Raw genomic sequence first — 13,486 nt, forward strand, 5'->3', positions numbered from 1 at the left:
TACCCCAAAGTATGTATTATGACAAAGATCAAAGAAAGCTCGACCTATAATGCCAATAAGGAAATTGCTTTGCAAACCTGCCCGGTTACCTATGTTATGAATAAAATCGGCGGTCATTGGAAACCGATCATTCTGCATCACCTGCTTTCGGGCAGCAAACGGTACAGCGAGATCAAAAGGGCAATGCCGCATATTACAGAGAAGATGCTTATCCAGCATTTAAAACAACTGGAAGGTGATAACCTTTTGATCCGTGAAGCCAAACCCGTTGTACCTCCCTATGTTACGTACACGCTTACAGAAGCCGGCCAGGAACTGGAATCGGTGATTAATGCCATGGCTGCCTGGGCTTTCAGAGATATGGAACGTTCGGGTTTTGCCTGTGAAATGGACAATGGTGTAACAGCAGTTAGCAATTAGGTATAAGCGATTGGATAAATACTCCATTTTCGTTATTGCCTGAGCTCGTGAAAATCTCATCCAATACTTTATCTTGCCAAAAAAATTTAATCAATGCGAATTCTTTATACGATCCTGTTTAGCTGTTACGCCACATTTTCATTTTGTCAATCCAACAAAACCGCTGCACCTATCCCATTTGTTCTTGGATATGTTGAGCAATTAAAGTCGGTCGAATTGGGCGAAAACAGGACGTTAAATATCAATCTGCCGGAAGGTTATAATGCGCAGGACACTTTAAAATATCCGGTAGTGTATTTGCTTGACGGTTCTGCCGATGAGGATTTTATACATATCACCGGCTTGTTTCAATTCAATAATTTTTCCTGGATAGACCGCGTACCAAAATCAATCATCGTTGGGATTGCCAATGTTGACAGGAAACGGGATTTTACCTTTGCAACCACCAGTGAAGATGACAAGAAGCTGATGCCAACCTCCGGAAAATCCGATAAGTTTATCAGTTTTATTGAAAAGGAATTACAGCCTTTTATCGAAAAAAAATATAGAACGACATCCTCCAAAATGATAATCGGGCAGTCACTGGGTGGACTCCTGGCGACGGAAATTCTTTTCAAAAAACCATCTTTGTTTGATAAATATGTGATTATCAGCCCGAGCTTGTGGTGGGATAATGGTTCATTATTAAAATTAAATCCGGAGATCCTTCAAAAAACATTTACTAAAAAAACCGATATTTATATTGGTGTAGGCAAAGAAGGACTTACCCCCGGAAATTTACCCCGTGTTATGGAAGTGGATGCCAATTTACTGGCAGAAAAAATAAAGAAATCTGAAAGTAAAAATGTAAACGTGTATTTCGATTATCTGCCGCAGGAGGACCACGCAACCATAACGCACCAGGCAGTTTTTAATGCTTTAAGACTTTTGTATCCGGCAAAATAGCCAGATAAATGATAACAATTAAATAGTAACTTTCACTCCTGACAAACAGCTGTCATCCGGACATTTTAGAAAACAAAATCACCGCTATGAAAGTCCATACAACCAATTACGAAAACACGTTTATCGCAGTTGCAGACGATAGCCCCGCAACTTCCGGAGAGGTTCCACCGGTGAAAGGTGATACGAAAACGGTTGCGAACATTGCCTTTGAAATGGTGACTAAAAATCCATACAAATTCACTTCGGACGATGTACTTTTCCATGTTTACGCTGAACGTAAAGATCTGACAGCAGGTGAACTGGAAGAAGCAAGAAAACAATTTTTCTCCAAAGGTCAAGCCTGTATGCGCGCTTCGCCGTTAACCAAACGTTACGGCTGGGGAATTCACAATGATGAAAAAGGAAAGATTGCTATGTATGGCGTAGGAACGGATGACTATGAAAAATTTTCAAAAGATGAAAACATTAAAGTCGTGAAGGCAATGAAATCCAGCCGGTAAAACTGTCCTGACCGGCCCCTTTAAAAGTCTTCTTATCCCCTCCTGATCGTTGATTTTGTTTCTTAAACTTGTAGTGGTAAATAGTTCTTAAACTTTATCATACAACAAATGAACAACCAGATATATCCATGTTTGTGGTTTGATGGCAACGCCAAAGCTGCAGCAGATTTTTATGTTTCTGTTTTCAAAAACTCCCGGATTCTGACTGATAATCCGATGGTTGTTATTTTTGAAGTAAATGGATTTAAGATAATGGGACTTAACGGCGGTCCCCATTTCAATTTTAACGAAGCCGTGTCGCTTGTCGTTAACTGTGACTCACAGGAAGAAATTGATCATTACTGGGAAACACTTACTTCCGATGGCGGCAAAGAAAGCATGTGCGGCTGGCTGAAAGACAAATTTGGTTTCTCCTGGCAAATTGTACCTTCCAACCTGGGTGAACTCATGTCAGATCCTGACAGGGCACAGCGTGTCATGCAGGCAGTTATGGGCATGAAAAAGCTTGACATTGAAATACTTCAAAATGCATAAAAAAAGGTGAGGATTCTGAGCCTCACCTTTGAAATTTCCTCTGATCTATTTAAGAATTTTCACTTCCGAAATAACCGGCAGGTGATCTGAATAATACCGTCCTTCCTGCTGATCGGTGATGGTTGCGTGCTGTAATACTTTTACTTTGTCATTGACAAAAATATAATCAATTCTTCCAGGAATAGGTTTATTGCTTACCGCAAAACCACTCGATGTATTTACCGGGCCATAATGCGGCATTTCGCTGATGTGCAGTGCATCTTTCAAAGTACCGCCGGCAACCATGGTTTTATAAGGAGTGGAAGTATCAATACTGTTGAAATCTCCGGTAACGATAACCGGCATTTTTTTAGCGATCGAATCAATCTGCGACCTTAAAATCTCAGCACTTTTTTCCTTTGCAATGGATCCTCTGTGGTCAAAATGCGTATTAAAGAAGAAAAACACAGTGCCCGTTTTTTTATCTTTTAACTTACACCAGGAAGCAATCCGCGGATAAAAAGCATCCCAGCTTTTGCTTTCCTTTACATAGGGCGTTTCCGAATACCAGAATGTCCCCGAATCCAGCAAGGTAAATCGATCTTTGAGATAAAAAATAGCGGTAAACTCTCCGTTTTTACCTGCAACCCGCGGAATGCCATACCACTTATATTCGGGAAGACTTTTTTCCATATCACCGAGCTGGTCCCAGTTTGCTTCCTGTGTTCCGAAAATATCCACTTTGTGATATTTCACCAATCCGGCCACGTTTCCCTTTCGGTATTCCCAACCGTTGATGCTGTCAATTGAATTTTTGTAGCGGACATTGTAACTCATCACCCGCAAATCCTGCGCGGCAACCTCTCCGGCAAATAAAACTGCAATAAAAAACAGCAGTAACCGGACTTTAGAAAATTTCGTAAAAAAAGTCATTTTAAATTATGGTTTAGGTTTCATTTAATTAGTCGTAAACAAGCAGGTCTGTTAGTAAGAAGAATTGAGTTTATCAAACCTACTGATTAGGAATCTGACATCATGATCCTGGCAAAGTTAACCTGGAGTAGTCAGCTGTATGTTAAGACTGCATTATCGTTTACACTCCCGCCCAGACCACAATGGCACGGTTTTAGAACGTATATGCTAAACATCAAATCTCAATTATGAAATTCTTAGCTTCAATATTTTGTGCATTACTGTTCTTAACATCTTGTAACAGTGGGTCTAACCAGGAAGCAAAACTTGCAGATACCAAACAGGCCACCATCGATTCAATGAAAGTTGTATTGGCAAAACAAGCCGCAATCGACTCTATGAACGGAGTAATGGCCAAACGGGAGGAAGAAGCTGCTTTACGGGAAGAAGAACTTAAAGCGCAGAATGAGGAAAAAAACAGACAAATTGTAGCCTCTAACAACGTTGCAGCACCTGTTGCAGCTAAAAAGAAAGGTTGGAACCATACGGCTAAAGGAGCTGTAGTTGGTGCCGGAACTGGTGCCGTTACCGGTGCAATTATCAACAAAAAACGTGGTGAAGGTGCTCTTATTGGTAGTTTAATCGGAGCAGGCGTTGGTGCCGGTACCGGAGCAATTGTTGACAATTCTAAAAAGAAGAAAAACAAAGGTAATTAGGTTCAATAAATTCAAAAAAGGCGATTCGGAGTAATTCCGGATCGCCTTTTTGTTTATAATACTCATCCATTTTACTTCTCACATTTTACCAGCAACTAATATCCATCCGATAATTTAACCTCATCCTCAATTTTCTTCTTTTTCAGAAACTTATCGATATTGGAAGCAAACTTTTCAACCTTATCTCTATCACGGTCTTTATGTCCGGCACCCGTATGCTGGGTCAAAATAACATTTTCCATTTCCCACAACTTATTCCCTTTTGGCAAAGGTTCTTTTTCGGTCACATCCAGCACAGCTCCGGCAAGCTTTCCGTTTTTCAGGGTTTTTATCAATGCCGCTTCATCGGTTGTATTTCCCCTTCCAATACTTGCGTAAAGACTTCCTTCTTTTACAGCTTCAAAAAAATCAGCTGAAACATAATTTTCAAGATTTCCCGGCAGTGTATTGATCACCAGATCAGTCTCGGGCAGTTGTTTTAAAAGATCTTCAAAAGAATGAATGTCGGCATCCGGATCACTTTTAGCGGTCATTTGAACTTCGCAGCCAAAAGCAGTCAGTATTTTTTTGATATGCTCGCCGATAGCTCCCGAACCCAGAATAATAACTTTTTTCTCTCCCAAGATTTGAAGATCGTTGCTAATTTCTTCGCCAACCCAGCGTTTTTCAATTTGATTGCGCACCATGCTGTGCACACCGCGATAAAAACCCAGAATACCGCTTACAATGGTTTCGGCGCAAGGTATGGCCGACATGTCGCCAACGTTGGCCACGGTTCCTTTGAATTTTATATCCTTGTACTGCTCAAAACCAACATTTTCCAATTGCCAGAATTTGAGCCCTGAAGGAAAATCTTTCAGCAAATCAGCAGGTGGATTTCCAATTAAAATTTCAGCAGATTTTAAAGCCTCTTTTATCTCTCCTTTGGATATTTCGGAGTTGAACGTAATTTCAGCTTCCTTAGGCAGCCGCTTTTTTAACGCAGACCGGGATTCTCCGGAAAGCTCAGCAAAGACAAAAATTTTCATGTTATTTAGTTGATGATTTTCAGAAGTGGAATTTGACGCGCTATACTTTGCATTTCTTTTCCACCTTAAAATATTGTTCCATCAACTTCATTTTCTTGTCAACGCTTCTTTGAAGTGACTTCCTGAGCAGTTTTCTTTAAGATAACATCAAATTCTTCGCTTACTTTTTCAGGGCGGAATTTTAGTTTAACAGGTGATTCTTTGAATAAAAACGAATACCAGACCAACCCTCCCAAAAAGCAGCCTGCTTCATTGGCATGGTTTGCATCAAATGCAAGTTTCTGGCTATTGTCGTAACGATATCCGGCATGCAGAGAGTAAGTCTGATCGGGCAGGTTTGGCGATTGCGGTTCTTTGAAATCAAAATTCACATCAGGCTTGTAAGTAGTTGCCGGATCTGAATTTATCTTCCAGAAAGCATCTCCGACAGGAATAAGTGGAATACCCAAATCTTTTGAAACGGTATGGTAGGCAGATCTGGATTTTTCCCACATTTCTTTTGCACTTGTCGCAAACTGCTTGTCGGCAGTTTGGGTAAATTGTTTGGCATCGGAGCGGTAGGCCCAGGTTTGATGCATTACAATTTTTGCTTTTGGCTGAATGGAGCGGATCAGGTCAAAAAGCTTTTTTGCATAAGGCGAATAGGTTGTCACGTCGCCCGAGTTCATCGAATTTTGCTGGATCGTCACCACATCCCAGGTTCCGGCAGACAACAACTGACGCAGCGACTTGCCTCCATAAGCCTTTCCTTTCGGATCATCGGGATTTTTCTCTGCGGCTTCGGCTATTTCCCAGTGACGCTGTAATGAACATCCGCCAAGTTCAGCACGCCCGATTTTTAAAGGATGTCCGCCTTCCGTAGCCAGCTGAGGAAGATACCGTGTTGCATTTTGAGAAAAGCTATTTCCGATCAGAAAAAGGCGGAGTGTATCTACCTTTGCAGTTTTAGAATCAAAAGATTCTGAAAAACAGATGGTTGCAAATAAAAGGGTAAAGATGGCGGACATTCCAAATATCCTCGCCGTATGTATTATGTTAAATCTCACGTTCAAAAGTTGTTAGATTATCAAAAGCGTACTTTGATGATTATCTAATCACAGCGTTCAGACCAAAAACATTTTTATGGCAAAAAAGCCATCTGTTTGACAACACTCGCCGGACAGCTTATCTTTACTTTTTATTTTGCCCCAATAAAACTTTTGCCCTTATTTTTGTAACCATGAATGCCGCCGGCTATGAGAAGTACCGCAGCAGCAATTATCGCACTGTAAGCGATAGCCTGATTAGCATCCCAGTTGGCAACTCCCACTGCAATTAAACCCCAGGCGCCAACGGAGGCCGATTCGCGCAGATTTCTTTTCCAGACAAGCACTATGTAAATGACCACAGCTACGCAGATCATGATAATTGTCCAGCTCACGGGTGATATTCCAAAACCCGACCAGCCAATTTTAGTAAGGTAAGCCGCCACATTAGCTATTATTGCAACCATGATCCAGCCCAGATAAAAAGCAAAAGGCCACCATTCCAGCGCAACCTGTTTAAAAGTAACCAGGTCCATTTCCATCCGTGTACGATAGACAATTACCAGAAGGGAAGTTAAAAGAACACTCATCACAATTACCGAAAGACCGGTGTAGTCATAAAGCCAGGCCAGAATCCAAAGACAATTAGCAACACAGGAGAGCACAAACATCCAACCGATTTTCGTCACTACCAATGGCGTTTCCGACGAACCGAACAATCCCTTATTCTGATGAACAACAAAGGCGGCCAGGCCGATGTATATCAGGCCCCAGATGGAAAATGCATAACCGGCAGGTGTGAAAAAATTTTGATACCTGGCTGATACGCTGGCCATTGTACTATTGTTAAAAATGCCGGTATTGGATAAATAGTTCATGATTATCGTGATAATCAAAGCAAGCGAATTTGATATTTGTAAAGTCTTTTTCATACATGTAAAATCTGCCGGAGATAAAATTTTGAGATTCGGTTCGAAACTAAGTAATGTCTATCAGGCTAACTAATAAACCACAGACAGAAGTTTTGGAAGGTATCAATAAAACTGTACCTGACTAACCTGAAACAGCCGCGCTTCACTATTGGTTGGAATGATCTTTGATTAAAAAAATTCCGAAACTAATCACACAAGTTATGGACAGCATCAACCAACAGCAGGAAGAAAAAAATCACGAAGACTTATTTGGTCCGGACGCAGGTAAAAAAATCAAAGAAATGGCCAAAAGTGCAAATACATGCCATTTCTGTACCCGGATCACGACTGGAAAACCGCTCACAGTGAGACCGATGTCAATACAGAAAGTGGATGACGACGGTGTCTTCTGGTTTTTAAGTGCCGAAGACAGCAACAAAAATGTAGATATTCAGTCCGACCCAAACGTACAGTTGTTGTTTCAGGGATCGCAATACTCTGATTTTCTAAGTATTTATGGTACAGCCAAAATATTAAAAGACCGGCAAATCATAAAAGAACTTTGGGAGCCTATCCTGAAAACCTGGTTTACAGAAGGTATCGACGATCCACGTATTACGATTATCAAGGTAGAAGCAAAGGAAGGATATTATTGGGATAACAAACACGGTAATGCAGTTGCTTTCGCGAAAACGCTTGTGGGTGCAGTATTGGGAAAAACGATGGATGATTCAATTGAAGGAAATCTGATAAATCCCTGAAAGCAATATTACTTCTTAACTTTCTGTAAATCAGTTATTGATACGGCCTGACTAAGAATAATAAAAAGTTCTTAATCAGGCCGTTCCCTTTACCCAACACGATTAAATTTAAATAAATAAAAATTTATTACAAAAACTTGTTTTTGGCATTTTATGCCTTTATTTTTGAATAATGTTTAGTTAGTGCGTTAATATGGAATTTACTATAAATGATTTAAGGATCTATAATTTGAGATTAACTTACGAGGCAACTTTTTACCGTCTTCATAATAATATCTTAATATAAATTGGATAGGTGCATTAAGTAGATTGTAATATTTTCGCCTTTTCTAAATACAATACCTCTTTTCAACATTTCATTTTAATTACCTGTCTCTGTGTATCTGACTTTCCCTGAAGCATTATTTACAAAAAAATAACTTAGTGCGTTAATCATGAACTTGAATAACAGATCGTAATTTTTAACAGTAACCCCTGAATCTATGAATTAGACAAATACGCTACCTAAGAGCCGGGAAACATCATCTTCCTTCTGGTTCGTCTTCCAATATTCACAAACGTATAGTAACATCCGGCATCCTGGATGGCTGATAAACTATTGCTTTTGCTCAAACAAGAACAAATCAAATCAATGAAAAAAGATTCAGATTTTCGAAAGATCTTACATCCTCTTTTAAGATTCTCAATGATTCAGGCCTTTGCAGCGATACTAATTTCCGGTATCTCCCTGGCAAATGTATCCAGGGAATCTCACAGGACTGTCAGGACAATTGCAGCTGATATTACTGTCAGTGGTAAAGTAACGAATGATAAAGGTGAAGCGCTTCCGGGCGTGAGCATCCTCGCCAAAGGCACACAGCAAGGTGCCACAACCGATGTTGACGGAAATTTTACGATAACCGTGCGCAACAGCGACGCAACGCTGGTGTTTTCTTTCGTAGGATATATTCCTCAGGAAATTATTATAGGAAACAAAACCAAGATGGAAGTATTTCTAAAGGTGGATGAAAAAATACTGGATGAAGTCGTGGTTGTAGGTTTTGGCACGCAAAAAAAACAAAGTGTGGTCGGCTCCATCGTTCAGACTACCAATGAACAGCTAAAGCGTGCAGGTAACGTAACCGACTTAAAACAAGCCCTAACCGGGCAACTACCTGGTTTGACAACCGTTACATCCAGTGGCGAGCCGGGAGGAAACGCAAATGGTGAAAGTGCCACGCAAATTTTTATCCGCGGAAGAAACACCTGGAATGGCGGTCAGCCGCTTATCATGGTCGATGGTGTGGAAAGAGCAATGGAGAATATCGATGTAAGCGAAGTTGCCACAATTTCGGTGCTTAAGGACGCTTCTGCAACGGCCGTTTTTGGGGTGAAAGGTGCCAATGGCGTTATCCTTATCACTACCAAAAGAGGTTCAGCATCGAAACCACAGCTTTCGGTTACTTACAACGCTACGGCACTGACTGTTTCGCGTTTACCGGAAAAACTGGATTCGTACGAGGCGATCATGTTAAGAAATGAAATGATCGAGCGCGAAGGTTTGCTCAGTCCGGTTTCCTGGGGCGATTACGTTCCTTATGATGTAGCACTGCGGTATCAACAACCGCAGAGCCCAATTAACTCACTACTGTATCCTAACGTTGACTGGAAAAAGGCCATGTTCAAGGATGTGTCATGGTCGCACCGTGCAAACCTGAACGTAACCGGGGGAACCAAGTTTGTTAAGTATTTCGGTTCGCTTTCGTATCTGAATGAAAGTGATATGTTTAAAAAATATGAAAACAATAAGAATTACGACCCGAGTTATGGTTTCAACAGGTTTAACTTCCGGAGTAATCTGGATTTTAGAGTGTCGCCTACTACAAACGTAAAAGTAAACCTGGCAGGCTATTTCAGTCAGAAGAATACGAACTATTCATTTGCAAATTCTTCTTCAGGAACCAACCCGCTTGCCTGGGCTGCAGTTTACCATTTTCCTCCTGATGTAATTTTGCCGCAATATCCCGACGGTAGCTGGGGACAAAATTATGCCCTGCCTCCCGAGTCTTTACAAAACCCGGTTGCTTTGATTTATAACACGGGTGTATGGCAAAGAAGGGAAGTTGCACTAAACTCCGATTTTACGATTGACCAAAAACTGGACGCAATCACCAAAGGACTGAGCGTCACCGGTTCGCTGTTTTATGACAACAGCATGCAAACAGTAGGCGGGATTGGTGACCAGAATAACGTTCGCCCTGAAAGTAACCTTTTGGGAAAAATCGTTTATCCTTCAAGATACACAGGTGGCGATCAGGATCCTAGTGAGTACACCGAAACAACTCCGGTTACAGCAGCAAACGCCTTCGACTGGGTAGTAAGCCCCTGGACGGTTAATCCGGAAGAAGTGAACGCTACTTTTACAGGATATCTTCCAATTAAAAGGAGACTGATGTATCAGTTGCAGACCAACTATGCTAGGGATTTTGACAAACATCATGTAACTGCACTGGCTTTATTTAAAAGAGAGCAATATGCGCAGGGAAGCATGTTTCCAAGTTTCCGGGAAGACTGGATCGGCCGTGTTACCTACGACTACGATACACGTTATTTACTTGAATTTAATGGTGCTTACAACGGTTCAGAGAAATTTGGCCCGGGATACAGATTTGACTTTTTCCCATCTTATGCTATGGGATGGGTTGCTTCAAATGAAAAATTCTTCAAAGTTGACTGGATCAATCATTTGAAGTTCCGGTACAGTGCCGGTACAGTTGGGGATGACGCGGGTGGTTCAAGGTGGGCATATCAGTCACAATACGCTTATGGAAATTCAGGTTTGCTAAATGCAAACCCGAACGAAAAAAGTCCTTATATATGGTATCAGGAATCTATCGTTGGTAACCCGAATCTGCATTGGGAAAAAGCACGTAAAACCAATTATGGGGCAGAACTAGGCTTTCTGAATGACCTGGTAACCGTAAACTTCGATTATTTCACGGAGAAAAGAACCGACATCGTTATCGGAGGAACCTCACGGGCTATTGCTCCCTATTTTGGGGCCACTCCTCCGGCTGCCAACCTTGGACAGGTTAAGTCAAAAGGACTTGAACTTGAACTTAAGATTAACAAACGTTTTGCATCGGGATTGAATTTGTTTGGTAATTTCTCTTATACGCATACCGAAAACAACGTGTTGAACAGAGATGATCCGGCTTTACAAACAGCTTATCTGAAACAGGCTGGCTACCAGATCGGACAAACGAGAACGCAGTTGAACACCGGTTTCTATAACAATTGGGACGATGTATTTGCAAGTGTTCCTCAGCAAACCAATGATCTGTCAAAGCTGCCGGGATATTACAACCAGTTGGATTTTAATGGTGATGGCGTTATAACAGGTAACGACGACACCGTGCCGTACGGATATTCCGATGTTCCTCAAAATAATTACAACGCTACAATTGGCGGAGGTTATAAAGGTTTTAGTGTGATGCTTCAGTTCTTTGGGGTAAATAATGTTTCAAGAAGTGTACCTCTGGATAACTTTTATTTGTACCAAAATGTGCTTTTTTCTCATGTGAGAGATCACTGGTCGGAAGACAACCAGAACGCCAGCTCCTATCTTCCAAGATGGAAATCGCAGGGACAGTTTATCGGAAATTATTTCCTGTATGACGGTTCGTATGTGAGATTGAAAACCGCAGAGGTTTCTTACAGTTTTCAAAAACCGATGCTAAGCAGATTTGGCTTGCAGTCACTTAGACTGTTTGTAAATGGCAATAATCTGATATTCTGGTCAAAACTTCCTGATGACCGTGAATCTACATCATCAGGCGGTGCAGCCAGCGCGGGTGCATACCCAACACCAAAACGATTTAACGTCGGCATTGATTTAACTTTTTAAAGAACGGTCATGACCAGGAATTTACTTAATATTTATAGAAAGAGCATGATAAGAAGCATCGTTTTACTGGCGTTTCTTTTTGGAGGCTGCGAAAGTTACCTTGACAAATCTCCGCAGGCAACGATTACAGATACCGATGTATTTGGAAGTTTCATCAGTTTTCAGGGTTTTGTGGAAGAAATGTACGACTGTGTGATCGACATTCACAAAGTGCTTGGAGGAAACCAGTTTTACAATTTCAGTGCTTCTGACGAACTTCTGTCCACTGTACCTATTATCTGGGACGATGGCAATTATTGGAACCAGACAACTTTCCTGTATGCTGCAAGCCCTAATCTGGCATACCAGGCTAACCTCACCCGTATGCGGGTCTGGCCATTTGCCTGGTATGGAATCAGAAAGGCAAATTTGGGTTTAAGCAAACTGGATCTGCTGACAGATGTAACGGAAGAAGAAAAAAATGCGATTAAAGGGCAGCTACTGTTTTTCCGCGGATTCCTGCATTTTGAACTAATGCGTTACTACGGAGGACTGGCGTATGTCGACCAGGTTTTGTCCTCATCCGAAGAGCTGACCTTACCAAGACTTAGTTACAAAGAAACTGCGGCAAAAGTATCCGCAGATCTTGAAGCAGCCGCAGCGCTTCTACCTTTAAAATGGGATGATGCCGCAGTGGGAAAAGCAACACTTGGTAACAACGGGCAGCGGATCACGAAGATACACGCCATGTCTATGCTGGGTAAAAATCTGTTATATGCGGCAAGCCCGATGATGAACGAGAGTTCAACCGGTAGTAACACCTACGATGTTGAATTAAGCAAAAAGGCTGCCGATGTATTTACAGAAGTGATCCGGATTTGTAACGAGTCCGGCACTTACAAGTTACAAAGCTGGGCTACCTGGACAGATAATTTCTGGGTTTGGTCACCAAGTAACCGGGATAGACCGGGAGGTACTGAGGTGATTATGAATCCGACAGTTATTATCCCGAGTTATGTGCGGTTTACCACGAACAGAACCAGTAATCCGGTTCAGTATGGAGCAGGAAACAGCCGTGTGGAAGTGCCTACGCATAACTTTATCAAAAACTATGGTATGGCCAACGGCCTGCCGATTGACGACCCAGCTTCCGGATACAATCCAAATGATCCCTGGACAGGAAGAGATCCCCGGTTTTATATTGATATAGTTTATGATGGGGTGAGGCTGGTAGATAACGCAACTGCAGCGGCGGCAAAATCCAATGAATTTGCACAGCTTGCCAACAACGGTTTTCACAGAAACGGTACACCTGCAAGTGCTGGTGTCGCAGGAAGTGTAACTGGTTATTTCTACAAAAAATGGACTCCAAAAGGTAACAATCCATGGGACAACCGCTGGGGAAATTTCCAGTCTTATCACCCGCTTATGCGTTTGGCGGATGTGTACCTGATGTACGCAGAAGCAGCACTAAACGGGTATGGCACCCCTTTGTCAAAATCTCCGGCAGCAACACTTACCGCAGTTGATGCAGTAAACATGATCCGCAATCGCGCGCAATTGCCCAATCTGACAGCCAAATACACCGCATCAAAAGATGCTTTCATGAAGCAGATCATTCGTGAACGCGCTGTTGAATTCGCTTTTGAAGGACACCGCTTTTTCGATCTGCGCCGCTGGAATATTTCAGGAAACCCTGAATATCTGCAAAAAACAGCCATTGATTTTGATCGTGGTGCGAATGGAAAACCGATCAATCTAAGCGAGCGTACGGTAGTAACCAGGGTTTTTGAAAAAAGACACAACTGGCTTCCTTTCCAGTTGAAAGACGTAAAACTTTATGAAGGCTTTCCCCAAAACCCGGGATGGTAATCATTCATTTCACAAAAA

At 41.8% G+C, this 13,486-nt stretch carries 12 protein-coding genes; 8 read left to right on the top strand and 4 right to left on the bottom strand.

Annotation, left to right across the window (positions count from 1 at the left end; genetic code table 11):
- Positions 1-18 precede the first annotated feature (18 nt).
- From E0F88_RS24025 to E0F88_RS24040, 4 genes are all read left to right on the top strand, one after another.
- Entirely contained in the window at positions 19-420 is a 402-nt protein-coding gene (locus E0F88_RS24025) for a winged helix-turn-helix transcriptional regulator (RefSeq protein WP_131960826.1), read from the top strand.
- A gap of 93 nt (positions 421-513) precedes the next feature.
- A complete protein-coding gene (locus tag E0F88_RS24030; protein WP_131960827.1) occupies positions 514-1,365 on the top strand; it encodes an alpha/beta hydrolase in 852 nt (283 codons plus the stop codon).
- An 86-nt stretch (positions 1,366-1,451) separates the two neighbouring features.
- Entirely contained in the window at positions 1,452-1,865 is a 414-nt protein-coding gene (locus E0F88_RS24035) for a DUF6157 family protein (protein WP_131960828.1), read from the top strand.
- Positions 1,866-1,973: 108 nt separating this feature from the next.
- The gene (locus E0F88_RS24040) at positions 1,974-2,399 is read left to right on the top strand and encodes a VOC family protein (RefSeq protein ID WP_131960829.1); all 426 of its coding nucleotides are present in this window, start codon (positions 1,974-1,976) and stop codon (positions 2,397-2,399) included.
- A gap of 45 nt (positions 2,400-2,444) precedes the next feature.
- Here E0F88_RS24040 and E0F88_RS24045 read toward each other — a convergent pair whose 3' ends face one another.
- On the bottom strand, positions 2,445-3,311 hold the full coding sequence (locus tag E0F88_RS24045; RefSeq protein WP_131960830.1) for an endonuclease/exonuclease/phosphatase family protein: 867 nt from the start codon (positions 3,309-3,311) through the stop codon (positions 2,445-2,447).
- 227 nt (positions 3,312-3,538) lie between these two features.
- On the opposite strand from E0F88_RS24045, the gene E0F88_RS24050 reads away from it, so the two are divergent.
- Entirely contained in the window at positions 3,539-4,006 is a 468-nt protein-coding gene (locus E0F88_RS24050) for a YMGG-like glycine zipper-containing protein (protein ID WP_131960831.1), read from the top strand.
- A 95-nt stretch (positions 4,007-4,101) separates the two neighbouring features.
- Here the strand turns inward: E0F88_RS24050 and E0F88_RS24055 are convergent, their stop codons facing one another.
- The 3 genes from E0F88_RS24055 to E0F88_RS24065 form a co-directional block, all read right to left on the bottom strand.
- Positions 4,102-5,034 (bottom strand): NAD(P)-dependent oxidoreductase, encoded by a 933-nt coding sequence (locus E0F88_RS24055; protein WP_131960832.1) that lies wholly within the window; start codon positions 5,032-5,034, stop codon positions 4,102-4,104.
- Between the two features lie 98 nt (positions 5,035-5,132).
- On the bottom strand, positions 5,133-6,080 hold the full coding sequence (locus tag E0F88_RS24060; protein ID WP_229213894.1) for a DUF4886 domain-containing protein: 948 nt from the start codon (positions 6,078-6,080) through the stop codon (positions 5,133-5,135).
- A gap of 131 nt (positions 6,081-6,211) precedes the next feature.
- Entirely contained in the window at positions 6,212-6,991 is a 780-nt protein-coding gene (locus tag E0F88_RS24065; RefSeq protein WP_131960833.1) for a TspO-related membrane protein, read from the bottom strand.
- A 200-nt stretch (positions 6,992-7,191) separates the two neighbouring features.
- Between E0F88_RS24065 and E0F88_RS24070 the strand changes: the two genes are divergently transcribed.
- The 3 genes from E0F88_RS24070 to E0F88_RS24080 all read left to right on the top strand — a co-directional run bounded on the left by E0F88_RS24070 (position 7,192) and on the right by E0F88_RS24080 (position 13,468).
- The gene (locus tag E0F88_RS24070) at positions 7,192-7,731 is read left to right on the top strand and encodes a pyridoxamine 5'-phosphate oxidase family protein (protein ID WP_131960834.1); all 540 of its coding nucleotides are present in this window, start codon (positions 7,192-7,194) and stop codon (positions 7,729-7,731) included.
- A gap of 631 nt (positions 7,732-8,362) precedes the next feature.
- Positions 8,363-11,617, top strand: coding sequence for a SusC/RagA family TonB-linked outer membrane protein (locus E0F88_RS24075; protein WP_165940140.1), 3,255 nt, complete (start codon positions 8,363-8,365; stop codon positions 11,615-11,617).
- A 45-nt stretch (positions 11,618-11,662) separates the two neighbouring features.
- On the top strand, positions 11,663-13,468 hold the full coding sequence (locus E0F88_RS24080; RefSeq protein ID WP_165940141.1) for a RagB/SusD family nutrient uptake outer membrane protein: 1,806 nt from the start codon (positions 11,663-11,665) through the stop codon (positions 13,466-13,468).
- Positions 13,469-13,486 lie beyond the last annotated feature (18 nt).

It is taken from the genome of Dyadobacter psychrotolerans (genome assembly GCF_004349265.1).
GTDB lineage: Bacteria > Bacteroidota > Bacteroidia > Cytophagales > Spirosomataceae > Dyadobacter > Dyadobacter psychrotolerans.